This window comes from Bacillus sp. SM2101 (assembly GCF_018588585.1).
GTDB lineage: Bacteria > Bacillota > Bacilli > Bacillales > SM2101 > Nanhaiella > Nanhaiella sioensis.
In genome coordinates, this window is sequence record NZ_JAEUFG010000009.1 from 66,699 (window position 1) to 92,691 (window position 25,993).

The 25,993-nt window shown below is 34.7% G+C and carries 18 protein-coding genes; 16 read left to right on the plus strand and 2 right to left on the minus strand.

The window, feature by feature from the left end; all coding sequences use genetic code 11:
- Nucleotides 1-303 precede the first annotated feature (303 nt).
- From JM172_RS10595 to bioC, 7 genes are all read left to right on the plus strand, one after another.
- On the plus strand, nt 304-711 hold the full coding sequence (locus JM172_RS10595; RefSeq protein WP_250886614.1) for a thiol-disulfide oxidoreductase DCC family protein: 408 nt from the start codon (nt 304-306) through the stop codon (nt 709-711).
- Nucleotides 712-1,592: 881 nt separating this feature from the next.
- A complete protein-coding gene (gene bioA, locus JM172_RS10600) occupies nt 1,593-2,954 on the plus strand; it encodes an adenosylmethionine--8-amino-7-oxononanoate transaminase (protein ID WP_214482273.1) in 1,362 nt (453 codons plus the stop codon).
- On the plus strand, nt 2,947-3,648 hold the full coding sequence (gene bioD / locus JM172_RS10605; protein WP_214482274.1) for a dethiobiotin synthase: 702 nt from the start codon (nt 2,947-2,949) through the stop codon (nt 3,646-3,648). Before bioA ends, bioD begins: the two co-directional genes overlap by 8 nt.
- A gap of 273 nt (nt 3,649-3,921) precedes the next feature.
- Nucleotides 3,922-4,920, plus strand: a complete 999-nt coding sequence (gene bioB, locus JM172_RS10610) for a biotin synthase BioB (protein WP_214482275.1) — start codon at nt 3,922-3,924, stop codon at nt 4,918-4,920.
- A 71-nt stretch (nt 4,921-4,991) separates the two neighbouring features.
- Nucleotides 4,992-6,197, plus strand: a complete 1,206-nt coding sequence (gene bioF, locus JM172_RS10615; protein WP_352223286.1) for an 8-amino-7-oxononanoate synthase — start codon at nt 4,992-4,994, stop codon at nt 6,195-6,197.
- A gap of 1 nt (nt 6,198) precedes the next feature.
- Complete coding sequence (locus JM172_RS10620; RefSeq protein ID WP_214482276.1) at nt 6,199-6,936, plus strand: alpha/beta fold hydrolase; 738 nt, start codon at nt 6,199-6,201, stop codon at nt 6,934-6,936.
- Complete coding sequence (gene bioC / locus JM172_RS10625; protein ID WP_214482277.1) at nt 6,933-7,775, plus strand: malonyl-ACP O-methyltransferase BioC; 843 nt, start codon at nt 6,933-6,935, stop codon at nt 7,773-7,775. The genes JM172_RS10620 and bioC overlap by 4 nt, the downstream gene beginning before the upstream one ends.
- Before the next feature lie 83 nt (nt 7,776-7,858).
- Here bioC and JM172_RS10630 read toward each other — a convergent pair whose 3' ends face one another.
- A complete protein-coding gene (locus tag JM172_RS10630; RefSeq protein ID WP_214482278.1) occupies nt 7,859-8,116 on the minus strand; it encodes a DUF3006 domain-containing protein in 258 nt (85 codons plus the stop codon).
- 1,158 nt (nt 8,117-9,274) lie between these two features.
- Nucleotides 9,275-10,648, minus strand: a complete 1,374-nt coding sequence (locus JM172_RS10635; protein WP_214482279.1) for a tryptophanase — start codon at nt 10,646-10,648, stop codon at nt 9,275-9,277.
- Nucleotides 10,649-11,471: 823 nt separating this feature from the next.
- Between JM172_RS10635 and gshAB the strand changes: the two genes are divergently transcribed.
- From gshAB to JM172_RS10680, 9 genes are all read left to right on the plus strand, one after another.
- On the plus strand, nt 11,472-13,793 hold the full coding sequence (gene gshAB / locus JM172_RS10640) for a bifunctional glutamate--cysteine ligase GshA/glutathione synthetase GshB (protein ID WP_250886615.1): 2,322 nt from the start codon (nt 11,472-11,474) through the stop codon (nt 13,791-13,793).
- A gap of 170 nt (nt 13,794-13,963) precedes the next feature.
- Entirely contained in the window at nt 13,964-15,652 is a 1,689-nt protein-coding gene (locus tag JM172_RS10645; protein ID WP_352223333.1) for an AMP-binding protein, read from the plus strand.
- 148 nt (nt 15,653-15,800) lie between these two features.
- A complete protein-coding gene (locus JM172_RS10650) occupies nt 15,801-17,483 on the plus strand; it encodes an AMP-binding protein (RefSeq protein ID WP_214482281.1) in 1,683 nt (560 codons plus the stop codon).
- 250 nt (nt 17,484-17,733) lie between these two features.
- Nucleotides 17,734-19,263, plus strand: a complete 1,530-nt coding sequence (locus tag JM172_RS10655; protein WP_214482282.1) for a glycoside hydrolase family 30 protein — start codon at nt 17,734-17,736, stop codon at nt 19,261-19,263.
- Between the two features lie 134 nt (nt 19,264-19,397).
- A complete protein-coding gene (locus JM172_RS10660) occupies nt 19,398-20,375 on the plus strand; it encodes a LacI family DNA-binding transcriptional regulator (RefSeq protein ID WP_214482283.1) in 978 nt (325 codons plus the stop codon).
- Nucleotides 20,376-20,602: 227 nt separating this feature from the next.
- A complete protein-coding gene (locus JM172_RS10665; RefSeq protein WP_214482284.1) occupies nt 20,603-21,856 on the plus strand; it encodes an ABC transporter substrate-binding protein in 1,254 nt (417 codons plus the stop codon).
- Nucleotides 21,857-22,251: 395 nt separating this feature from the next.
- Entirely contained in the window at nt 22,252-23,160 is a 909-nt protein-coding gene (locus JM172_RS10670) for a carbohydrate ABC transporter permease (RefSeq protein WP_214482285.1), read from the plus strand.
- Nucleotides 23,161-23,169: 9 nt separating this feature from the next.
- A complete protein-coding gene (locus JM172_RS10675; RefSeq protein ID WP_214482286.1) occupies nt 23,170-24,018 on the plus strand; it encodes a carbohydrate ABC transporter permease in 849 nt (282 codons plus the stop codon).
- A gap of 31 nt (nt 24,019-24,049) precedes the next feature.
- On the plus strand, nt 24,050-25,990 hold the full coding sequence (locus JM172_RS10680; RefSeq protein WP_214482287.1) for a glycoside hydrolase family 2 TIM barrel-domain containing protein: 1,941 nt from the start codon (nt 24,050-24,052) through the stop codon (nt 25,988-25,990).
- Nucleotides 25,991-25,993 lie beyond the last annotated feature (3 nt).

Sequence of the window (25,993 nt, forward strand, 5' to 3'; positions counted from 1 at the left end):
ATCATAATGCCCATTTTGAAAATAACAATAAAGTTTACGAAAAGTACTTAATAAAAAGTTAAACAATTATCTGTAAAAAATGCCATTATGAGCTAGTTCTCTAATTGCTTATTTCAATACGAAGTACATAACAACCATCGTGAAAACAATCTGTTACATGAATTGATTCAAGAAGGATGAGATTCTTGGAATTAAGCATTAAATTTTATTTGCTGATTAGAACTTACCATTTGAGAAAGATCCCGTTATCTAATCAGAAGAATAATAAGTTCAACATAATAAACAACTAGGTGGAGAGTAATGATGAATAATGACAACACGACTCCGATTATTATTTTTGATGGGGTTTGCAATTTATGTAACGGAGCTGTCCAGTTTTTACTAAAGAGAGATAAGACGGATGCATTGTGTTTTACTGCTATGCAATCAGAAGCTGCAAAGGAATTGTTAGTCACATATCAAATTCCAACCAATGTTGATAGCTTCGTTTTTATAGATGGGAATAACTTTTATTTAAAATCAACTGCAGCACTTCAAGTGTCTAAATATTTGCCGGGTTTATGGAAGGTGTTCTATCTGTGTAGGATCATACCTGTACCAATTCGTGATTATGTTTACGATTGGGTAGCAAAAAACCGCTATAAATGGTTTGGGCGTAGAACAGAATGTATGTTACCTACACCAGAAATCAAAAAGAAATTCCTTAACTAATTTGATGAACAAATAAAAAGACCTCCCCAGAAAAATATGAAAAAAATTTAGGAAGGTCTTAAAATGAAAGGAGATGTTATATTATATGCCAAATATTTTTGTTAGTATGTATCTCTGTCCTAGGGTGTTTATATCAATTTCATGAAGTATGTCAAATAATTTATGAAACGGTTTGATTTAATTAACCGTCATACAATGCATGTTTTTTAAAAATGAGTATGAAATCATTACATTTATTTCAAGAATTCCTTGCCTAAAATATGATGAAAAATTGGCTAATTTTTTCGTTATGAAAAAGAAAACGTCTGAGAAAATCAGTTGCGACCATTTCAACACCAATCCACAAGGGGGAGGTGCGATTCTTCCTTTTCTACTAGTAGCTGTGTAAACGTGTTAAAGCACATTGATCATCCAATAGACGGTCATTTTTGGATCATTATGTCTTTTTCCCCCTTATTCTTTTAGATAAAGCCATAAAACTGGCTACGATACTATTATAAATGGTACTTTATACATTTATTACTATCCCTTTACCACTCTCTTCGTTTAGCTACTAGCAATCATTTTTTGAACAATTACTGCTTATGCTATTTTAGAAATTATTTAAACTTTGAATTGTATCATACTAAAAATGTTCTACTAAACCACAACTATTAACATGAGCCTCAAAGCAATAGAACATATCAGCTGGTCAATGTTAATTTACTATCTAATAGCGTTTTAGGAAGGGTTCAGTTTAAATAATCGTAGGATATAAACGTATGTTGTCTTCCATATAATTGTAAGTAATCTTGACAGATTTATTGCGACATGGTTAGATTAAAATAGCTATATGTTAACTTGATTTTAATTTTAGTTAACAAAAGGGGTGGGTTTTTTTAATGAATGATCATGAGCAATTAATTGAAAAAAGCAAAAAGCATTTGTGGCTACCTTTTACACAAATGAAAGACTATGAAAGGGATCCTCTCATTATTGAAAGTGGAGAGGGGGTTAAGTTAAAAGATACTGAAGGAAAGGTCTATTATGATGGTTTTTCTTCTGTATGGTTAAACGTTCATGGACATAGAAAAAAAGAGCTAGATGATGCCATTCGTGCGCAGCTAGACAAAATAGCACATTCAACCTTACTAGGAATGACAAATGTACCAGCGACGGAGCTTGCTGAACAGCTCGTCAACCTAACACCTCCAGGACTTGATAGAGTTTTTTATTCAGATAGTGGTGCAACATCAGTTGAAATTGCTCTAAAAATGGCTTTCCAATATTGGAGAAACATTGGTAAAACATCAAAGCAAAAGTTTATTACAATGAACAACGGATATCATGGTGATACTGTTGGTGCTGTAAGTGTTGGCGACATAGATATATTTCATAAAGTGTATAAACCATTAATGTTTGACAGCTATAAAACACCGTATCCATACATATATCGTCATCCATCTGCTAATGCTGATGTTTGTCGTGACGAATGCTTACACAAGCTGCAATTACTACTTGAAGAGCGTCATAACGAAATTGCTGCTTTAATAGTAGAACCAATGATGCAAGGTGCTGGAGGCATGATTAACATGCCAAAGGGATTCTTAGCAGGAGTCGAAAAACTTTGTAAGTTATATGATGTACTCCTCATTACTGATGAAGTTGCCACTGGCTTCGGTAGGACTGGCGAGATGTTTGCTTGTAATCATGAAGGGGTCGTGCCAGACATTATGACAGCTGGTAAAGGGCTGACAGGGGGATATCTTCCTATTGCAATTACGATGACGAGCGAGAAAATTTATGAGGCTTTCTATGATGATTATACGAAAATGAAAGCATTCTTTCATGGTCATTCTTATACAGGAAATCAATTAGGATGTGCTGTAGCTTTAGCGAACCTCAAGTTATTTGAGCATGAAAATATAGTTGACAATGTTAAAAAGAAATCCGCAGATGTCCATCAAATGTTTGAAGAATTTTATGAGTTAAACCATGTTGGGGATATTAGGCAAGTGGGCTTGATGACAGGAATTGAACTTGTAAAAGACAAACAAACGAAAGAGCCATTTCAGTGGGAAAAGCGTATCGGCTACAACGTAACATTGAAAATGAGGGAGCTAGGAATGATTACGAGACCACTAGGAGATGTCGTCGTATTTATGCCACCATTGGCGAGCACTAATGATGATCTTCAAGCGATGATGTCAATTATGAAAGAATCAATTTATATCATTACTGAGGGGTCTCAATTTAATGAGTAGCGGTATTTTTATAACGGGAACAGATACAGAAATAGGAAAAACTTTCGTTACGGGTGCTTTAGCAGCTGTATTAAAAGATAAAGGTCAAGACGTCGGTGTGTTTAAGCCAATGCTTAGTGGAATGAGTCGTGATGATCCACAAAGTGACGCAGCAATTTTAAAGCAGATGTCACTTGATGGCAATTCATTAGAAGAAATTAATCCCTATCAATTCGAAGAACCACTTGCACCGTATGTTGCGGCAAAGAGAGAAGGAAGACATGTATCAATAGATGGTGTAATTGCAGCATGGCATAGCGTAAAAAAAACACATAGTACTTTTTTAATTGAAGGTGCTGGTGGTTTGGCAGTTCCTCTTGGCAAAAACTATTTAGTGTCTGATGTTGCAAAAGAGATTGGTCTGCCCTTATTAATCGTCGCACGACCCAACCTGGGTACTGTCAACCATACGTTGCTAACAATTGAATTTGCCAAAAGGTCTGGGCTTCATGTTTTAGGTATTATTATTAATGGTTTGAAAGAAGATGAATACGGTATTGCTGAAGAAACGAATCCAGCTTTAATTGAAGAGTTTACTGATGTTCCTGTACTAGGAGTTATGCCTTGGATGGAGGGGGCCACTCGAAAACAAGTTGTGGACATGGTAAATGAAAAAATAAAGGTTACTAGTTTATTAAATGCAATAAATTCGTAATCAGTTCAAAATAATCAAGCAAGAAGTAAATTCATTCAATTGTTACGTTTATAGAAAAGGTTACAAACATTCGACGTACGCGTAAATTACTTAATAAAAAAGGGCAGTTCATTGTTTTTCATACTAAGAAATCAGCACCTATAAATCAAGCGTTTGTGGCATTTTTCTCATTTGTATAAATTTAATAGTTAATATCCTAATTTAGTCTCAATAGCAATACACTATAAAAATGTTAATTACGATAAAAGATAAGGGTAAATAGGAGGACATTATATGGAAAATCTAGTTCATGTTACACAATGGGATAAGTTAGCAGAAAAATCGTTAGCAGGGGAATTAATTACGAGAGACGAGGCACTAAGTGTACTATCGGCTCCAGATGAAGAACTATTACCTATTTTACAGTCAGCATACAAAGTTAGAAAGCACTTTTACGGTAATAAAGTGAAGTTAAATATGATTATTAATGCTAAAAGTGGGTTATGTCCAGAAGATTGTGGTTATTGCTCTCAATCTATTGTTTCTAATGCACCAGTTGAAAAATATACACTTCTTGATAAGGATACGCTTGTAAGTGGAGCTCGTGAAGCTATGGCACGAAAAGCAGGAACATATTGTATTGTTGCGAGCGGACGTGGTGCAACAGATAAAGAAGTAGAACAAGTAGTTGCTGCGGTAAAGGAAATTAAGGAAGATATGCCACTAAAGATATGTGCCTGCTTAGGTATTGTTTCTAATGATAAAGTGGACCAATTAAAGGAAGCGGGAGTAGACCGTTACAACCATAATTTGAATACTAGTGCTGGGCATCATGAAAAAATAACAACAACTCATACATATGATGATCGAGTTGAGACCGTGGAAAATGTCAAAAGAGCCGGCATTTCACCATGTTCTGGATGTATTATTGGTATGGGAGAATCACATAATGATTTATATGACATAGCTGTTGAGCTTCGTAATATTGATGCTGATTCAATTCCAGTTAATTTCTTAAATGCTATTGAAGGAACGCCGCTTGAAAAAATGGATGAACTAAATCCACGCTTTTGTTTAAAAGTTCTTGCCTTGTTCCGTTTGATAAATCCATCTAAAGAAATAAGAATGTCAGGTGGAAGAGAAATTAATTTACGTTCTCTTCAAGTAATGGGATTGTATGCAGCGAATTCAATCTTTGTAGGTGATTATCTAACGACAGAAGGGCAGTCAGCAACAATTGATCATCAAATGATCGAAGATCTAGGTTTTGAAATTGAGGAAGGTTCCTTTTAGTAGCAATATAGAATATTAGAAAAGAAGAGGCGAGCTCAGGTATTCAGAGTAAGCCTCTTTACGTATATGGTGTGGGAGGTAGAATAACGATCGAACACGTAAGTAGATGGGAAAAAGACATTAAAGATGAATTATTAGCATTAGATAACGAATCAGCGAGAAGGTACCTCGTAATGACAGAAAATGCTGATCAAGCATGGTTAACGATAGAAGGGCAAAGAATGTTAAACCTTGCCTCAAATAACTATCTAGGACTAGCTGGAGACGAACGTTTGAAACATGCAATGATTGAAGCTATTCAACATTATGGTGTAGGCTCTACATCGTCACGATTAATAGTTGGAAGTCATCCCCTTTACGATAAGGCTGAAAAAGAACTCATAAAATGGAAACACACAGAAGCTGGAATAATTGTTAATAGTGGATATGTAGCAAATATCGGGGTTATTTCAGCCTTGACCGGGCGAGATGATGTAGTGTTTAGTGATAAATTAAACCATGCAAGTATAGTAGATGGAATTGTTTTAAGCCGAGCAAAGCATAGACGTTATCGACATAAAGACTTAAATCACTTAGAGGCTTTATTACAAAGGGAACCAATAGAGAAAAGGAAATTAATAGTTACAGATACGGTGTTTAGTATGGATGGGGATATTGCTGACCTCAAAGGACTTGTCGAATTAAAAGAACGCTATAATGCATTGTTAATGGTTGATGAAGCTCATGCAACGGGTGTTTATGGGGAAAATGGCACAGGTTATGCGGAAATGGAGCACCTACAAAGTAAGGTGGACATCCAAATGGGGACTTTTAGCAAGGCACTCGGTTCTTATGGTGCATATGTTGTTGGTGATAAGTGGTTAATAGACTATTTAATCAACCGAATGCGCAGTTTGATTTATACAACTGCATTACCACCTGCTGTTCTAGGCTCGATAATTAAGTCAATTGAAATTGCTCAACAAGCAGGTCAGAAGCGACAGTCGTTACACGACCTAGCTTATCATTTTCGTAGTGAATTATTACGAAATGGATTTAATATATGTAGTAGTGAAACACAGATTGTGCCGATACTTGTTGGGGAAAATGACCGGTCAATACATTTTGCTAGATTACTTCAACAAGAAGGTATTGCTGCAATCCCGGTTCGACCCCCTACAGTTCCTGAGAAGGAGTCGAGAGTCCGTTTTACTATTACTTCAGCTCAAGCACGCGAAGATATTAATTGGGCTTTGGATAGGATAATTTATGTTGGGAAAAGTCTAGGGGTGATTTAATATGTCAAAAAAACATCTTGTTTTGTTACCAGGTTGGGGGATGGAAAAGGAAGTATTTATACCATTGACCCATCTTTTAGAACCATTGTTCCATTTTAATTTTATAGACTGGCAAGACATCATCTCTGGAGCAAACCTGGAAGAAAGAGTGGGCTCTTTCTTAAATGATAAAACTAAAGAGGTTTATCTCCTAGGATGGTCAATGGGCTCAATAGCTGCAATAAATATTGCTACTAAACATAAAAATATTGATGGTTTAATTTTAGTAGGAGGAACGAGTCGTTTTACGATTATGGACAATTATCTCTCGGGGTGGAATCCACGAATTGTAGAACGTATGAAGAAGCAACTGAGAAGAGATAAAGGCAGAACATTACAGGCATTTTATCACTCAATGTTTTCTGTACATGAGCATGAAATGGGAGATTATGATAAATTTTTACGATTGTGTATAGCGGGTGCTCTTGATAACGACTTAAATACTCTCATAAAAGGGTTAGATTACCTCATTGAACAAGATGTTCGGGAACAATTAGCAAGCATTGATGTCCCGAGTTTATTAATTCATGGGGTGGAAGATAATATATGCCCAGTTGAAGCTTCCAAGTATATTCACACGAAGATAACAAACTCAATTCTACACATTCTTCATCATTCTGGCCATATACCATTTTTTACCGAGGAAGAAACTTGTGCAAATTTAATTAAGGAATTTATAGAAGAAAGGGAAAGACGATGATTGATAAGAAGCTATTAAAAAAGCGCTTTAGTCAACGAGCAGAAACCTATGATAATTACGCAATCGTACAGAAAAAGATGGCGCAAAAATTAATGAATAAGCTTTCATCATTTACATATGGGGATAGGTTAAATATTTTAGAAATTGGTTGCGGAACTGGCTATTTAACAAATTTAATATATACCAATTTTCCTCATGCAAAAATTACAGCTGTAGACCTAGCTCCAGGTATGATTGACATAGCGAAAAAGCGATTGAATGGCAAGGCCGTCACATTTCTATGCGCAGATATCGAAGACATAGAAATGCTTGAAGGTTACGATATAATTATTTCGAATGCGACCTTCCAATGGTTAAATAATTTGCCTCTTATGTTAACAAAGCTGAGAAAAGCATTAAATAAAGGAGGAGTAATCTCATTTTCCACCTTTGGAAATCTTACTTTCAGTGAACTTCATTCAAGCTACGATAGCGCAAAACAGGTATTAAATCTTCAAATGGAAACTGCACCAGGGCAATCATTTTTCACGATGTTAGAGCTATCAAACCTCAGTAAGGGAGCGTTTAATAATAGTCATGAAATACCTATTGAAAATTTTCGGGTCGAAGAAGACCTTGAAATAGAATATTTTCAGACAGTGCATGAATTTTTTACTGCAATAAAGAAAATAGGAGCCAATAATAGCAATGCGGGAAAATCCTGTCAGAGACCATCGTTTTTTAAAGAAGTAATTAAACAATATGATAATAATTATCGAGATGAGCATGGAGTAAGAGCTACGTATCAATGTTTATTTGTAACATATAAAAAATTTGAAGGTAATTTGGAGATAGGTTAAAAGATGGAAGAAAAATGTATTGGATGTTTCCATATATTTCTTGAAGCTAGCATGAAATATTAACGATGCTAGCTTGTTTTAATTCAACCTCTTAACTTCTGTAGTAGTGCTTCTACACTCTTTCGTACACTTTCTGTCTCTTCGAGAAATAATTTAATTTGTACATGATCTTGGTTATCAAGAGATAATTCCAACAAACTTCCTTCCACTGCATCAACTGGTAACATTGTACATGGTAAATTTATTTCTTTAGAAGTATCTTCCCTATATAATAGGACAGCTATCGCACCTTCGATTCGATCAATCGTATAATTTCCACAAGGTTTGTCATTAAAAAGCATACATAACATCTCCATTCGTTAAGAGTAAAATAATGAGGCTCTTTTCGTATACTTTGTTACTATTTATTAAAATACGTTGGATAAGGGCTATAATTTTTGTTTAGGTATTCGAAATACAAACTTCATGAGAAAACAGCGAAAGAAAATAGAACATATAAATTTGAGGCTTTATCAAAGGCTCTTTTAGCATTTTTGTTGTTATTAACACAAAAATTCCACAAAAAAACATCGTTTTATACAATTGTCACCGTATATCATAATTCTTTAAAATTTGTACTCAATTCTTGAACTCTAATAGTTCATCATAATTATGCATCTTTTTATTTGTATTACGACTTAATGGCATTACATTCTGGTGTTTGGCTACAGAGACGCTTACTTCACTGGGAAATATTTATTCGCAATTCATTCAAGGAACACGATCATTCATGCAGCATAAATAAAGAAATAGACCGCTTTCACATGTAGGTATCCTTGAATTTACTTTATTTTGTAATTTTCTTAAAATTTATCATTCTATCGGTTGAGAGTCAACACTACAATTTCCTCATTTTATGAATAAATAGCAAAGATTGCTCATAAATCCTTAGGTTTTTATAACTATTTTAAATATTCCTACTTTTCTAATAATTTAAACTATTTATAATCACTAACCTTTTAATGTATAAACTCTTACTAAGGGGAAGGCTCTTACATTATGAATATAACTGGGACCTTTCATTCTTCCTTAAAAAACGGTAATTGAGTCCAATTAATATGAGAACAGTGAATTGTATTTATACATTTACTGTATAGGATGGTTAACATCAGGCATAAGTTTTCATGCTTAGATGAACTAAAATGTTAGCTGTTCTAAATAGATCAACGTTCATTAGTTGTGTGTTGGAAGAGAGGCTGTTCTGCCTTTATTCAAAGGAGGGATTACATGAAAATTTTCGTATACTTTGCTGCTTTTTTTACTTACATTCGAAGGAGATGAAGTCTATAATATGATTTTTATATTCTTTATAAAAGAGAAGATGCCGAGAATGTTAGTTATATTTGTATTTAGATATTGTTACGGATAGCTAAAATTAAGGTGAAAACATCCAATAAAAAAACCTTTTTCTAATGAATGGATCATTCATAGAAAAAGGCGATTATCGTGTTATGTTGAGGCTAGATAGGTTTAAAGCGAGCAGTAAAGTGACGAAGTATAGTTGGTTCATAAGTAAAATGAACACCAGTTATTTGGGAACGTTTATGAGACAGTTTTCCTAACGATTCTCCTACGTATTGAATATGATTATCAGTATATACTCTTCTCGGTATTGTTAATCTAAGTAATTCTAACTTTGACAACCCGTCCTTTCTAGATTCGCTATCTCTTCCAAATAAAAGAGAGCCGATTTCAACACCTCGAATACCACTTTCAATGTATAATTCACAAGCCAACGCATGAGCTGGGAACTGGCTAGGTTGAATGTGTGGTAACAGCTTTTTTGCATCAACAAAAACAGCATGGCCTCCGATAGGCTCTTGAATGGGGATATCATAACTTACTAATAGTTTTCCTAATAACTGTACTTGGCTTATGCGGTGGTGTAAATAATCAATTTCAACAACTTCATTTAATCCAACAGCAAGAGCTTGCATATCTCTTCCAGTTAACCCTCCATACGTCGGAAAACCTTCTAATAGCACGATTGTTGATGTACACTGTTGAAATAATTTCTCATCTTCCTTTATTACAATGAGTCCACCAATGTTGACAAGCCCATCCTTTTTGCCACTCATCGTTAAGCCATCTCCATATGCAAACATTTCTCTTACAATGGCACGTATATCTTTGTCTTTATAGCCATCTTCTCTCATTTTGATAAAATATGCATTCTCTGCAAAGCGAGCTGCATCGAAAATGAGAGGTATGTGATATTTATTGGCGATTTTGGAAACAGCCTTTATGTTTTCTATAGAAACAGGTTGTCCCCCAGCACTATTACACGTAATCGTCACATTAATAAAAGCAATACTTTCCTCACCGTGCTGTTGAATATAGGATTCTAATTTATTTGTATCAAAATTCCCTTTAAAAGGATGCTGATTTGATGTATCGTATGCTTCAGAAATAACGAGGTTCACTGCTTTTCCACCATTCAACTCTATATGTGCTTTTGTTGTATCAAAATGCATATTTCCTAACACAGCTTGCCCTTTCTTAATTAATTGTGAGAATAGAACTTGCTCTGAACCACGACCTTGATGAGTGGGGATGACATATTGATAATTTGTCAATTGCTGGACTGTCTCCTTTAAGTAATAGAAGTTACGACTCCCGGCATATGATTCATCCCCAAGCATGAGTCCAGACCATTGTCTGTCACTCATAGCACCTGTTCCACTATCTGTCAACAGATCAATATATACATCTTCACTTTTTAATAAAAAAGGATTGTAACCAGCTTCTATTAACTTATGTTTTCTTTCTTCTCTAGAAATCAACCGAATTGGCTCTATCATTTTTATTTTATATGGTTCAGGTAATCTACTCATAAGAAATTATCCCCCTTCAAAGATAGTTAGGCTCTTTTCGATAAATGTTATTTTTAGAAAATGTTAAATGCTAGGTCAGGCTACAGCGAATATTATAGGTAGACAGGTTGAATGAAATACTTGCTAGGTGGGAGAAAAACGCTTCATGCGAAAACAGCCAATAGATAGATAACACTAGATTGTATGCCCAGCAATTTGAAATATGTATTTAGTATCAGAACATCAGTACGGTAGTGTGTTAAAGTAACCTAGTAATTTAAGTTGAATTATAGTTGACTATTTGAGGTTATCATAATAAGATGAGTACATATATCAAAAATATTTGATTAATTTATATTAAAGATTGCAGTGTTTTTATACATATGAAATGGTTAGGATTTTAAGGCTTGAATCCTCGTCAGTACCTGTCAGTTTATACACTTTGATAACCTAAGTGTACTAAACTTGAGGGAACTTAAAGTTTCGGGATGATCATCAAATATTTTTGATTAATATAGAGGATTTTGTATTAAAGCTGATGTGCATTGATTGTTTTTTACTATGAACGAGCTGCACGTGGCATTTTGCTTGGTTACAATGTTGTCACCATAAAAAAGTTTATAAAAGTCTCTTTTCGTAAACATTGTTGCTATTGAGATACATTTAGGGCTGTCATAAAAATTAATTTATGCAATGGTCCTCATTTTAAATGAGAAAAGGTACCACGAACGCTTGGCTTATTCGTATTTACCTTTTTATTACGAAAAACGACAATCAATGTGAAAACAGCCTTACTAAAAGAACAACATATATAGATGTAATAAACATCAGAAGGAGTATGAGGATGTTAGAAACGATAAACTTGTTAAATAAAATAAAAACATTGGGTCTTGAAAAAGGTGTATTTGAAGGGAATTTTGGATTAGAAAAGGAAAATGTCAGAGTCGATCGTACAGGTAAATTAGCTTTATCACCTCATCCAATAGGATTTGGAAATAAGCTTCAAAACCCTTTTATCACAACTGATTTCTCTGAAAGTCAAATAGAAATGATTACACCTATATGTAGCACAATACAAGAAAGCTATAACTTTCTTGAAAATATTCACCATATCGTCTCACTTGAGCTTGAGGATGAATATTTATGGCCTCAAAGCGCTCCGCCTCTATTACCAAATGAAGAAACGATTCCTATAGCTCGATATGATTCATCTGCAAAAGGCCACCAAGCTGAAGAGTATAGAATGAAGTTGGCTGAAAAATATGGTAAGAAAAAACAGCTCATTTCTGGTATCCATTTTAACTTTTCTTTTACAGAACATTTTCTACAAATGATACATCAACAATTAAGCACTGGGCTCTCATTTAAAGAGTTTAAAAATGAGGTTTATCTAAAAGTCAGTAGAAATTTTTTGAAATATAGATGGCTTCTTATCTATTTATTTGGGGCCAGTGTGTCCGAAAAATGTTTTGACTCGACATGTGATGATCGTTCACATAATAATTTAGAATATGGAAGCTCTTTCAGAAATGGGCTTTGTGGTTATAGAAATAAAACAAACTTTCATGTTTCTCACCGTAATGTTGAAGAGTACTTACGTGACCTGAATAAGTTAATTAAAACCGGAGAGATAAGTAGGGTTGAGGAATATTACAGCCCAGTTAAATTAAAACCTCATGATAAAAAAAATTATTTAAGCTCATTAAGTAAAGACGGCATTGCTTATGTAGAATTTAGGATTTTAGATCTTAATCCATTGCACAAAGTGGGAATAGATCTTAATACATTAGAATTTTTCCATCTTTTTATCCTGTTCACACTCTTTATCAATGAAAAGGAAACGAAGGGCATTGATCAAAATATAGCGTTAAAGAATCATAATCTCGTTGCAAGTTTAGGTAGAAAGCCACAGTTAATGTTGCTAAAAAATGAACACGAAAAAATAAGTATGCATGATTGGGGACATAACATATTGGATAAGATGTTAGATCTAGCTCTCCAACTTGGAATGAAAGAAAATAAGTACAAAGAAATCATTAGAAGCGCCAAAGAGAAGATTGATAATCCAGAAATAACTATTTCTTCTGTGATATCGAAGGGGGTAAAGGAGCACTCGTATATTGATTATCATTTAAATTTAGCAGAAGTTCATTTGAAGGAAAGTAAAATAAAGAAATTTAACTTATTGCACCATGAAGATCTTGAATTGTCCACACAAATACTACTAATGAATGCACTTAAAACGGGCGTGAATTTCGAGATTTTAGATAGACAGGAAAATTTTGTATTATTGGACGATGGATTTAAACAAGAGTATGTGAAGCAAGCAACCAAAACGTCTTTGGATTCATATAGCACAGTCTTAATTATGGAGAACAAACTAGTAACTAAGAAAGTACTAAACCATGCGGGGATAAAGGTTCCTAATGGTGAATACTATAATAATATAAATGAGGCAAAAAACGCGTATCGTTTATTTTGCAATCAAGACATAGTTATTAAACCAAAGTCAACAAACTTTGGATTAGGAATTACAATTTTAAAAAACGTGTTCTCGCGACACTTATTTGAAAAAGCAGTAGAAATGGCTTTTACACATGACACTTCTATCCTTATTGAAGAATTTGTTGATGGAAAAGAATACAGATTTCTTGTTATCGGTGATGATGTTGTTGGGATACTTAATAGAGTTCCTGCTAATGTCATTGGAGATGGATATAGTAACATAACAGAATTAGTCGTAGAAAAAAACAAAGACCCTCTGAGAGGAAAGGGATATAAGACTCCTTTGGAAAGAATAGATTTAGGAGAGCCTGAAAAGATGTTTTTACGAGAACAGGGAAAAGACTTTATGTATATACCTAAGCATGGAGAACGAATATTTTTAAGAGAAAATTCTAATATTAGCACGGGCGGTGACAGTATTGATTACACTGATGAGATTCCAGTCGAGTATAAAACGGTTGCAATAAAGGCAGCAAAAGCAGCTGGCGCAACTATTTGTGGTGTTGACATGGTGATTCCTGATATAACAAAAAATAAAATTGAAGAAAACTATGCAATCATTGAATTGAACTTTAACCCTGCTATACACATCCATAGCTTCCCGTATAAAGGAAAGAATAGAATGCCTGGACAAAAAATTATAAAAGCTCTCGGGTTCTAAAGGGTAGTCCCTCATCCCACTAAGATGTTTTCGCACCAGTGAGATGAGGGATGTTAATTACTAAATAATTAAAAAATTCAAAATATAATAGACAACTTTCAAATTTCATTTATACTTAAAATAAGGGCCTAATTGAAAATAGGTAAAAAGGGGGATGAAATGTGGAGAATATAGAACAAGTTGAAAAGATTTGGACTGAGCATTACCCTAAGGAAGTACCAAAATCACTTAAATATGAAGAAAAAACGATGCAGGAATTTTTAAAGGAAACTGCTAGCAAAATGCCAGAAAAGAAAGCGCTTCATTTTTTAGGGAAAGAAATGACATTTGCTGAACTGTATGAACAAGCGCTTAAGTTTGCTAACTTCTTAAAAGAAAAGGGATTTAAGAAGGGTGACACAGCTTCCATAATGCTTCCTAATTGTCCTCAATCTGTTATTGGTTATTTTGGAGTGTTTTTGGCAGGTGGAGTAGTTGTCCAAACAAATCCTTTATATATGGAAAGAGAGCTAGAGCATCAGCTATTAGATTCTAGTGCAACTTTTATTTTATGCCTTGATTTACTATATCCCAAAGTAATGAATGTAAAAGGTAAGACAAAAATTGAACACATCATTGTAACTTCCATCAAAGATTATCTGCCATTTCCGAAAAACCTCATCTATCCTTACATTCAGAAAAAACAACATGGAATTGTAGTTACTATAGAAGAAGATAGTAATACCCATAAAATAAAGAGTATTCTCAAGAACTATGAAGCCCATGAGTTGAGCATCGAAGTATCTCCAGATGAAATAGCTTTACTACAATATACTGGTGGTACAACTGGTTTATCCAAAGGAGTTATGCTCACACATAATAATTTAACGTCAGTTACAACTATGTGCCATCATTGGTTATATAAAAATAATGATAAAGAAAATATAGTTTTAGGTATTTTACCATTTTTTCATGTTTATGGCTTATCCACAGTCTTAAATTTTTCAGCATTATATGGAGCAAAAATGATTTTGCTACCTAAATTCGATGCTGGTGATGCATTAAAAGCAATTGATAAACATAAGCCAACTGTATTTCCAGGGGCACCGACAATCTTTATTGCATTATTGAATCATCCAAAAATTAAGGATTATGATTTGACTTCGATCCAAGCATGTATATCGGGTTCAGCACCTCTGCCATTAGAAGTACAAGAACAATTTGAAAAAGTAAGTGGTGGAAGGCTAGTTGAAGGTTATGGACTGACTGAAACATCAGCGGTTGCTCTAGCAAATACCGTGTGGGAGAAACGCAAATTAGGAAGCATTGGTATCCCATTTCCTGATACAGATGGCATCATTTTTTCTATGGAGACAGGAGAACCTGCAAAAGTTAATGAAATTGGTGAGATCGCTATTAAAGGACCGCAAGTTACTCAAGGTTATTGGAACCGTCCAGAAGAAAATGAGGCTTCTTTCAAAGATGGTTGGTTTTTAACTGGAGATTTAGGATATGTCGATGAAGAAGGATTTTTCTACATAGTCGACCGCAAAAAAGATATGATTATTGCTGGTGGCTACAATATTTATCCTCGTGAAATAGAAGAGGTGCTATATGAAAATAGCAAAATATTAGAGGCAGTTGCCGCAGGAGTTCCAGACGCTTATCGTGGTGAAACGGTGAAAGCATACATTGTACTTAAAGAGGGTGAAGAGTGTACCGAAGAAGAACTAGATGCATTTTGTCGAAAGCATTTAGCTGCTTATAAAGTACCGAGAATCTATGAATTCCGTGATGAATTACCGAAAACAGCAGTAGGAAAAATACTCCGTCGTGCTTTAGTTGACGAAGAAAAAGAAAAACAGAAAAAAGTTAATTAAGAGCCTGACCCCCAGTACGTTAATGTGATAAAGTGCTGGGGGTTAGTTCTATTATATTAAAAAAATTCAAAAATATATTAAAAAACTAACAATTTTGTTTTATACTAGTAATGTGTGTATGTCTTGTAATGTCGAAAGGGGAAAAAAGATGGGAAAAGAAAAAGTCTGGTTTCAGCATTATCCGAAGGAAATTCCGACTTCTATTGCTTATGAGGAAAAAACATTACACCAGTATTTGAAGGAATCGGCATTAGAGTACCCAGAAAAGAAAGCGCTTCATTTTCTTGGGAAAGAAATGACATTTCGTCAAGTCTATGATCAGTCATTATCATTTGCAAATTTTTTAGTCGACAAGGGGTTAAAAAAAGGGGATCGAGTTTCAATTATGCTTCCGAACTGTCCCCAAGCGGTTATTGGATATTATGGAGTACTACTTGCAGGGGGAGTAGTAGTTCAAACAAATCCTTTATATATGGAAAGAGAACTAGAACATCAGCTTATTGATTCAGGTGCTACGTTCATTTTGTGTCTTGATTTATTATATCCAAAAGTAATGAACGTAAAAGGGAAATCAAATATAGACCACGTCATTGTAACTTCCATCAAAGATTATCTTCCATTTCCAAAAAACATGATTTTTCCTTATATACAAAAAAAGCAATCAGGAATTGTAGTTAAAATTGAAGAAAATAGTAAAACAAATTTATTTAAGAACGTGTTAAAAAATTATGATCCAAAAGAAATCAATATTAAATTCAGCCCTTACGAAGATTTGGCATTACTACAATATACTGGAGGAACGACCGGTTTATCCAAAGGAGTAATGCTAACACATATGAACTTAGTATCTGAAACAACAATGTGTAATTACTGGATATATAAATCCAAAAAAGGAAATGAAAGCGTTTTAGGTTTACTACCCTTCTTTCACGTTTATGGAATGACAACCGTTATGAATTATTCGATAATGTATGCAGCTAAAATGATATTATTACCAAAGTTTGATGCTCAAGATACACTTAAAGCTATTGATAAACACAAACCTACAATCTTTCCAGGTGCTCCAACAATTTATATAGCTTTATTAAACCATCCTAAAATCAATGAGTATGACCTATCATCCATTGAAGCGTGTATAAGTGGTTCTGCACCATTACCAGTTGAAGTTCAGGAACAATTTGAAAAAATTAGTGGAGGACGTCTAGTAGAGGGGTATGGACTTACTGAAACATCACCTGCTGTTATTGCTAACATGGTATGGGATAAGAGGAAAGTGGGGAGTATTGGTGTGCCTTGGCCAGATACCGATGCAATGATACTTTCCATGGAAACTGGCAAGTCTGCTGAAGTAAATGAAATTGGTGAAATTTTAGTTAAGGGACCTCAGGTCATGAAAGGGTATTGGAATCGGCCAGAAGAAACTGAAGCAACGCTTAAAGATGGCTGGTTATACACTGGAGACTTAGGCTATATGGACGAAGATGGATTTTTCTTCATTGTCGATCGTAAAAAGGACATGATCATAGCAGGTGGTTATAATATTTATCCTAGAGAAATAGAAGAGGTTCTATATGAAAATGAAAAGATCCAAGAAGCGATTGTTGCTGGTATACCAGATCCGTACCGAGGTGAAACAGTAAAAGCATATGTGGTAATTAAAGAGGGTCAACATTGTACAGAAGAAGAGCTGGATGCCTATTGTAGAAAGCACTTGGCAGCTTATAAAGTACCTAGAATTTATGACTTCCGTGATGAACTTCCAAAAACAGCAGTTGGAAAAATCTTACGTAGAGCGTTAGTGGACGAAGATAAAGCAAAGCTACAAGCCTAATTATTAGAGTCGGTCTACCATTAGTTTTGGTAAGTACCGGCTTTTTTTACTCAATACGTATATTTCTAAAAATGAAAGTAAAACTTAGAACTATTGAATTCCATAGTCAAAAAAAGATTATTAGAAAAAATATGTATTGACGTTGTGACATCCATTTTATAAAATTCAAATGTAATAAAATCGTGTTTTGCATACACATTTATTTAATTATGATAACGTTATCATAAGATGAGTTGAGGGAGGATTATTGATGATAAAGAAGAAGAGAGGTTTGGTTATAACGATCCTACTTACTTGTATTGTTGTCGGTATAGGTGTAGTGATTGTATCTGGTAATAATATGTTTAGTAATAAAAAAGCGGAACCTGCTGAAGTTTGGCTAACGAAAGGTGATGAAAGCACCCTATTAGAACGTCAAGAAGACCTTGCGTGGGGTAAAGGTTTATCGAAGGGGGATAATGATTACACAGAAATCCTTGTTGATGATAAAAAACAATATCAAGAATTTTATGGATACGGGGCTGCTGTATCACATAGCTCTGCGTACAATATAGTGAATTCCCCCGAGCGTAATGAAATATTAGAAAGTTTATTTTCAATAGAAAATGGAATAGGGCTTTCAGTTGTTAGAGTGCCTATGGGCTCAAGTGATTTTGTAGGACCTGTATTTGGAGAAAGAAAGCATTATACTTATAATGATTTAGAGGATCCATATGATACTGACAATGAATTATCAAATTTTTCAATTGAACCAGATAAAGAATTTATCATTCCTGTTCTCAAACAAATTAAAGAAATCAATCCGAATGTAAAAATAGTATCTGTTCCTTGGAGTGCCCCTGCTTGGATGAAAACAACGCATTCGTTATTAGGTGGAGCTTATTTGACAGAATTTAATAATGTTTATGCAAATTATTTTGTCAAATATATTAAGGCATATGAAACTGAGGGGCTTACGATCGATTATGTCTCTGTTCAAAATGAACCTCATTTTATGCATGGAGATTACCCAACTATGTATATGGAGCATTTTGAACAGGCTGATTTTGTTGGGAATTATTTAGGTCCAGCCTTTGAAGCAAATGGGATTGAAACAAAAATTATGGGCTGGGATCACAATTTTACAGATAACAATACTAGAGCTGAAGAAGACATCGCTAATTATGGTACGGTTCTCCTCGAAGATGAATATGCATCAAATTATATTTCAGGTATCGCATTTCATGGTTATGAAGCTGATGGAATTAAAGATTTCGGTAAAGCCTTTGATAAAATAAGCGAACAATTTCCGAATGCTGAACTATATATGACAGAAATAACAGGTGGAGGTTGGGCTACGAATTTTAAAGACAATCTTCTGTGGAATATGGAAAATATCATTTTAGGTACTCCGTTGCATAATTCTAGTATGGTATTATTATGGAACCTAGCATTAGATGAACAATCTGGACCTCATTTAGGAGGCTGTGGTAATTGTCGTGGTGTGTATACGGTTGATAATGATGAGAGTATAGTAAGGAAAGAAGTCGAATATTATGCCCTTGGGCAAGTAAGCAAATTTGTTCATCCGACAATTGAGGGAAACCCTATTCGAATAGACGCAAAAAATGATAATACACAATTAGATGTAGTTGCCTTTATGAATCCTGATCAATCAATAGTAGTTACAATTGCAAATAAGAATTCAGATAATGATCAAAATATATCAATTCGTTGGAGAGAAAACATAGGAGAATATAAAGTTCCACCTGCAAGTGTTGTTACGCTAAAATGGAAATGATATATGTCGATCAGGTGAAACAGAAAATTCAATTCATATAATTGTATGAAAAAAACGAGTGAAACTTATTGACGTCAATTATCGTCGGGAGTATAATATCAATGTAAACGTTAACAGTCACTTAGGGGGAAAACATGGCCACAATGAAGGATGTGGCGAAAGCCGCTGGTGTCTCGATAATAACCGTTTCAAGGGTGATTAATACACCTGAGAAGGTGAAGCTAGAGACGAGAGAAAAAATAATGAAATATATGAAAGAACTTGACTTTAAACCGAATCATGCTGCGAAGGCTCTTGTATCTAATCGAACAAAGGTGATTCACGTATACATTCCAATTAGGCTTGAGGCTGCTAACCCATTCGTAATGAATGTGATTGCCGGTATTAGTGAGGAGTTAAGTAAATCTTACTATTCATTCCTTTTGAGAAGAGATCGTGACATCCCTTTGAAATGTGATGGTATTATTGCAATGGGTCTAGATAAGACAGATGACGATTGGCTCGCTAGTTTGATGGATATACCTATTGTTTTATTCGGACACACCGACCTTGATATTGATTGGTTAGATGTTGACAATAAAAAAGGGTCTTATTTAATGACTGACCATATTATTAAGCAAGGTCATCAGCGAATTGGTTTCATTGGTATTAATGAAAACAAACGTTTTGCAACTGATCGATTGCACGGTTTTTGCGAAGCACTCCATGATCATGAAATTAAAGTCGAGAATAAATTCATGAGATTTACAGCTAATGAAGAAAATTGCGGATATGAAAAAACACTCGATTTACTTACAAAAGAAAATGTAACCGCACTCTTTTGTTCAAGCGATGTACTCGCATTAGGTGCGATGAGGGCAGCTAGGACATTAAGAAGGAAAGTTCCTGAAGAAATATCGATTTCAGGGTTTGATGGGTTAGGTATAGATTTATTATCTTATCCATCACTAACTACGATTGAGCAGCCTGTTTATGATGCTGGAAAACAACTGGCTAGACTGGTCTTAGAAAGAATTGAGAACCCAGAAGGTGAAGTCGTACAAAAGATGATGAAGCCGTCATTAGTTAAACGAAATTCTGTTAGCAGTATTAACGAGAGTCAGTTAGATTAAAGATTCATCATTAGTAGATACTTAATAGTTACTGAAAAAAACTTTTGGATTCATGTTATGAGTCTATAAAGTTTTTCACTAAATGTTAACGTTAACACCTTAAGGAGGTGGATAACATATATTTTGGTAGGACGTCCTATTAAAGATGTTTGTCACATTTGTGAATACCATTAGTGAAATCTCTACAAACTAATAGAAAATATTGAACTATAAGGAGGAACTTAACAATGATTAACATGAAAAAATTCATGCCATTTGCGTCAGCTGTTGCTTTAACAATTGGTTTAGCTGGTTGTGGTACTGCTGATGAAGGAGATAAAGCTGGAGGTGCCAAAGGAGGCAATGAAATTGAATTTTGGGCTTATGAGCCAGGTTCAAAAGAGCATAAAGACTCTTTAAATGCACTAATTGACGAGTATGAAGAAGCAAATGACGTAACGGTAAAAACTTCATATATTCCAAAGGATGATTTTAATACGAAGTTAAATAGTTCAATTGCTGTTGGGAAAAACCCTGACGTTTCATACTTAGACCAACCGTTAGTGCCAAAGTTTGCTGAAGATGGTACGTTACTTCAACTAGATGAATATGCAGATGGTGAAAATGGTATTAATCGTACACAATATTTCACAGGCGCATTCGACACGAATGTAGTAGATGGAAATTTATTTGGATTACCACTTAACCAAACGACTGTAGCTCTTTTCTATAATAAAGATTTAGTACCTACACCACCAGCAACTTGGGATGATTGGGTAGCAATGGCCGAAGAGGTGTATGCGAAGGATCAAATCGGTGCTTATGAAGGAGTCGGTACTGGTGGCTGGGCAGCTTGGTTATTCCCTGCTTTTGTTCATAGTGGAGGCGGAAGTATGGTAAATGCAGATGAAACAGAAGCAACGTTTGGTGAAGAGGCAGGAGTTGAAGCAGCTGAACTGTTGAACAGCTTATACAAATACTCGGATTTAGCAGTTCGTGACAGCCAAGATGCTTTCGGAAATGGTAAACTAGCAACGAAAATAAGTGGCCCATGGGAAATTGACACATTCAAAAACAACTTCCCAGACTTAAACTTTGGTGTTGCATTAATTCCTTCTAAAGAAGGAGTTCAATCTTATTCAAATATCGGTGGAGATAACATCGTAGTATATGAAAATAGTGATAGCCCTGAAGCAGCATGGGGATTAGTGAAATTTTTAACATCTAAAGAACATTCAATTGCTGTTGCTGATATTACAGGTAATTTCCCTGTTCAATTAGAAGCAGCTGAAGACCCTAAATATGCAGAAGATGAAAATCTATCAGTATTTTTACAACAAATGGAAACAGCTGTTGCACGTCCACGCTTAACAGATTGGTTAAAAGTAAATGATGAGGTTATTGGTACTGCTTTAGAAGAAATAACATTAAGTGGTAAAGATGCAAAAGAAACGTTAGGTGCAGCTCAAGATAGAGCAAACGATATTTTATTTAGTGAATAATACAAATTGTTTGTTGGTAGAATATGACAATTTGATAAAGAAACACTGATATATCCATGTTCTACACTTTCAACTAGGGACGTCTAAAAGTCGTGAATTGACTTTTAGACATCCCCTTCTTTTCAAAAGACTCATTTTTGTAAATTGGCTTGATATTTTATGATCATCGAGGGTAAGTTATATTTGTTTGTTGTGGTGATATGGCGAAAACAATCAATGCAAAAACGTTATAGTTATACTTAACAAAATTTAGTAATGTAAATAATTAAATTGTTTATATGATTTGTTCACAATTTAGGAAAAGATCTTGGCATTTTCCTAAATTGCAAATGAGATTCATGTGAACATAAGACAATTATTAATTAATTACGGGGAAAAAGAGGTGAATCTAGAGTATGAGTACGTCTAGAAAAAAAGGTAAAAGCATCAAAAAAGGTTCCCTTAATGATCAAACTAAGATTGGTTATTTATTCATTTTACCAATGATCATTTATTTTAGTATATTTTTATTACTTCCTATTTTATTATCATTTGTGCTAAGTTTCACAGAATGGAACATGAGAAGCACACCTAAGTTTGTTGGCTTTGAAAACTATACGAATTTACTTTTTGATTCGGTGAAATATCCAAATTTCTGGCCTTCATTACTGGTAACGTTAAAATATATTCTCTTTAGTTTACCAATTGGGATACTTCTTGCACTCATTTTGGCATCTGCGTTAAATGCCAATGTAAAAGGAGAAGGCTTCTTTAAAACAGCATATTACGTTCCTAATGTAACTTCATTTGTTGCTGTCGCAGCTATGTGGGTGTTTTTATTAGATCCCCTCATTGGAATGGTTAACCAATTATTAGGAATCAATCATAGTTGGTTGGGTAGTGTAACAACTGCGTTACCTGCATTAGCGGTGATGGGTATATGGACAGGATTAGGTTATAACATCTTGATTATTATTTCAGCGATGAAGGGAATTCCAGATAGTGTTTATGAAGCAGCCAAAATCGATGGAGCTAATCCAATACAACGCTTCTTCTATATTACATTACCTATGATTCAACCGACGATTTTCTTTTTACTCGTTACAGGACTAATTGCAAGCTTTCAAGTTTTCGATCCAATGTATTTAATGACAAAGGGTGGTCCTGATGGGTCAACGATGTCGTACATGTTGAGTTTATACAACCATGCTTTCCGTTATTTTGAAATGGGAACTGCTTCAGCAATGTCTTACATTTTATTAGTTATCATATTAATCGTTACTTGGATCAACTTTAAGTTTGTTCCAGAAAAGATGGATGAGTAGGTGAATGTGATGAAGATTAAATTTGATAGAATATTTTTGTATATTTTCTTGTCAATATTCGCAGTGATTCTTGTAGGACCATTTATTTGGCTAGCCTCCTCGTCTTTTAAAGAAAGTAAAGATATATTTTCAACTACTTTTTCTCTTTTGCCAAGACACGATGACGGCAGTATTTATTTCAGCTTTGAAAACTACAAGTACGCCTTTGAATATTTAAATTTAGGTACGCTATTTTTTAATACACTGTTTGTAGCGGTTATTGCAACTTTCGTTAACTTAATTTTAAATTCTTTAGCCGGTTATGCTTTTGCAAGGTTGAACTTTAGAGGTAGGGAAGTCATTTTTAAAATTCTACTAGTTTCACTAATGATTCCTAGTACAGTACTACTTGTGCCAAACATGATCATTGTAAACCAATTGGGTCTATATGATACACTTTGGGCGCTTATCTTGCCGTTTACGATGAGTGTATATAATGTATTTTTGATGCGCCAACATTTCTATAGTTTATCTAAAGAGCTTGAAGAAGCAGCAATCATCGATGGTGCTAGTTGGTTTACTATTTTCTGGAAAATCGCGATGCCATTAGCTAAGCCGATTCTTGTTATTTTGGGGATCTTCACATTTATGTGGAATTACAATAACTATATGTGGCCATTAGTAGTTATAACAACACCAGAAAATTACACATTATCTCTCGGTTTAGGTGCACTAATAAGTGCAGCAGATAAAAATGCCGAATTATATCCTGTAATGATTGCAGGTTCGGTTATGGTTGCATTACCACTCATTATTGTTTTCTTATTCTTACAGAAGCACATCATGAAGGGTATTAATATTGGTGGAGTAAAAGGTTAATTAATTTGGTATATGAAAAGGTTGGATAAGGATGTATTTACAATCAACGTTGTCATTTAAAACGATCAATGGTCATGAAGTTCCATTCCAAAATGGAACTGTATTGCCCTCATTTGATCCACAAAAGAGGCAATCAATTTCTTTAGCAGGTGAATGGAAAAAAGAGAGGTTTCAAGCTAATCATGAACATACGATGGCTGAACGAACGGCTGAGTGGGTCAAAACTACAGAACAAGATGCTCAAGGTATCACAAACGTACAGTTTAATGATGAACGTTTGAACACCCACAGCATACCTTTGCCGGAAAATGCAATGACAGGAGAAGCCAGTATCCACGGTGTGGAAACGTATGAGGATGGTGTTTGGTATCGTCGAACTTTTTCTGTCCCTTCGGATTGGGAAGAAAAACAAGCAATACTAAAAGCATACGCTATCAGTTATGTTGCTGATATTTGGATTAATGGTAAGTACGTAGGTGTTCACGAAGGTGGCTATACACCATTTGCATTTAATATTACAAATTTTGTACGAGCTGGTGAAGTTAATACAATAGTCATTCGAGTTGATAACCCACCTTGGGGGAGTCGCTATGACATTATTCCAGCTACAGAAGGAACTGATTTCTTCAATTATACAGGCATTATTCATGACTTATTTATTGAAGCATCTTCTCCGGTACAAATCAGCAGGTGTGATATTGTACCAGTTGATACATCAGGAAAAGTAAAGGTGAAACTAGTTGTTGAAAATCGTAGTGAAATAGCAGAAAATATATCAATTTCATTACAGTTTTTTCAAGGTAATGAACAAGCGCCATCCTATTTGCAATCGCCGTATGCAGAGGATATAAAAGGTGAACGCCAGCATTTTGTCGGTACGAGCGAGCAAACATTGCACGTTGAAGCGAATGGTGTGGCGATTTGGACGACGGAAATAACTATAGACAATGCAAAGCTGTGGGATATTCGAAAACCAAATTTATACGTTTGCCAGGTTGAGCTTACTAAAGAGCATTCTATTGTAGATCAGTTTTTTACCCAGTTTGGAATTCGTATGGTTTCCACTAATGGTACAAAGATTACATTAAATAACAAACCTATCTTTCTTGTTGGTTTAGCAAGGCATGAAGAATGGCCTAATTTTGGAAGAACTGCTTCTTTTGATCGTATCGTTAATGATTTATTACAAATGAAAGACCTATCAATAAATTTTGTGAGAACATCACATTATCCTAATCACATTTACACTTACATTATCCTTGATCGATTAGGTCTTACAGCAAAGAGTGAAATACCATTATGGCAATTTGAGAAAGAGCATTATGAGGCTGAAGAAACAAGGCTTCATGCACAACAAATGTGGCGCGAAATGGTGTTGTCTAACTATAATCGTCCATCTATTATTTTGTGGAGTACGCAAAATGAATCTGTTGAGGTCGTATTAAGAAAGAAGCATAATGAACGATTAGTGAATGACTTACGTATGAAGTATAACGACCATCGACTCATTACGCAGAGCGCTGCAGCAGACCAACCAGGATACTGGGATGAATCCGTAGAACCGCTTGACGTAGCAGGGTGGACGATGTATTTTGGTGTATTCCATGGCAGTACACCGTACGAAGGTACGAAAAACTTTTTAGAACAGGCTCATAAGGCATGGCCGGACAAACCTATTTTAAATACTGAATACGGATATTGGTCCAGGGAAGATGGCAGTGAGAAGGATAAACAAGTACACATTTATACTGAAACATTGCGAGCTTTGCTCGAAAAAGCTACCGTTACACCAGATGGTCATGAAAATAAAGAGGGTTTTTTAACTGGTATTAATTATTGGACTGTCTATGACTGGTATATAAACCATAATCAATTTTATCAAACGATGGGCCTATTTGAAATGGATCGCAAAACAACAAAGCCTGTATTTGATCATTTAAAACGGGACTACAAAAAACTAACAAACTTATAAGTT

What these genes read in the sequence shown, in the direction of transcription:
- JM172_RS10595 (WP_250886614.1), top strand. Translation starts at nt 304, where the DNA reads ATGAATAATGACAACACGACTCCGATTATTATTTTTGATGGGGTTTGC.
- bioA (WP_214482273.1), top strand. Translation starts at nt 1,593, where the DNA reads ATGAATGATCATGAGCAATTAATTGAAAAAAGCAAAAAGCATTTGTGG.
- bioD (WP_214482274.1), top strand. Translation starts at nt 2,947, where the DNA reads ATGAGTAGCGGTATTTTTATAACGGGAACAGATACAGAAATAGGAAAA.
- bioB (WP_214482275.1), top strand. Translation starts at nt 3,922, where the DNA reads ATGGAAAATCTAGTTCATGTTACACAATGGGATAAGTTAGCAGAAAAA.
- JM172_RS10620 (WP_214482276.1), top strand. Translation starts at nt 6,199, where the DNA reads ATGTCAAAAAAACATCTTGTTTTGTTACCAGGTTGGGGGATGGAAAAG.
- bioC (WP_214482277.1), top strand. Translation starts at nt 6,933, where the DNA reads ATGATTGATAAGAAGCTATTAAAAAAGCGCTTTAGTCAACGAGCAGAA.
- JM172_RS10630 (WP_214482278.1), bottom strand. Translation starts at nt 8,116, where the DNA reads ATGCTTTTTAATGACAAACCTTGTGGAAATTATACGATTGATCGAATC.
- JM172_RS10635 (WP_214482279.1), bottom strand. Translation starts at nt 10,648, where the DNA reads ATGAGTAGATTACCTGAACCATATAAAATAAAAATGATAGAGCCAATT.
- gshAB (WP_250886615.1), top strand. Translation starts at nt 11,472, where the DNA reads ATGTTAGAAACGATAAACTTGTTAAATAAAATAAAAACATTGGGTCTT.
- JM172_RS10650 (WP_214482281.1), top strand. Translation starts at nt 15,801, where the DNA reads ATGGGAAAAGAAAAAGTCTGGTTTCAGCATTATCCGAAGGAAATTCCG.
- JM172_RS10655 (WP_214482282.1), top strand. Translation starts at nt 17,734, where the DNA reads ATGATAAAGAAGAAGAGAGGTTTGGTTATAACGATCCTACTTACTTGT.
- JM172_RS10660 (WP_214482283.1), top strand. Translation starts at nt 19,398, where the DNA reads ATGGCCACAATGAAGGATGTGGCGAAAGCCGCTGGTGTCTCGATAATA.
- JM172_RS10665 (WP_214482284.1), top strand. Translation starts at nt 20,603, where the DNA reads ATGATTAACATGAAAAAATTCATGCCATTTGCGTCAGCTGTTGCTTTA.
- JM172_RS10670 (WP_214482285.1), top strand. Translation starts at nt 22,252, where the DNA reads ATGAGTACGTCTAGAAAAAAAGGTAAAAGCATCAAAAAAGGTTCCCTT.
- JM172_RS10675 (WP_214482286.1), top strand. Translation starts at nt 23,170, where the DNA reads ATGAAGATTAAATTTGATAGAATATTTTTGTATATTTTCTTGTCAATA.
- JM172_RS10680 (WP_214482287.1), top strand. Translation starts at nt 24,050, where the DNA reads ATGTATTTACAATCAACGTTGTCATTTAAAACGATCAATGGTCATGAA.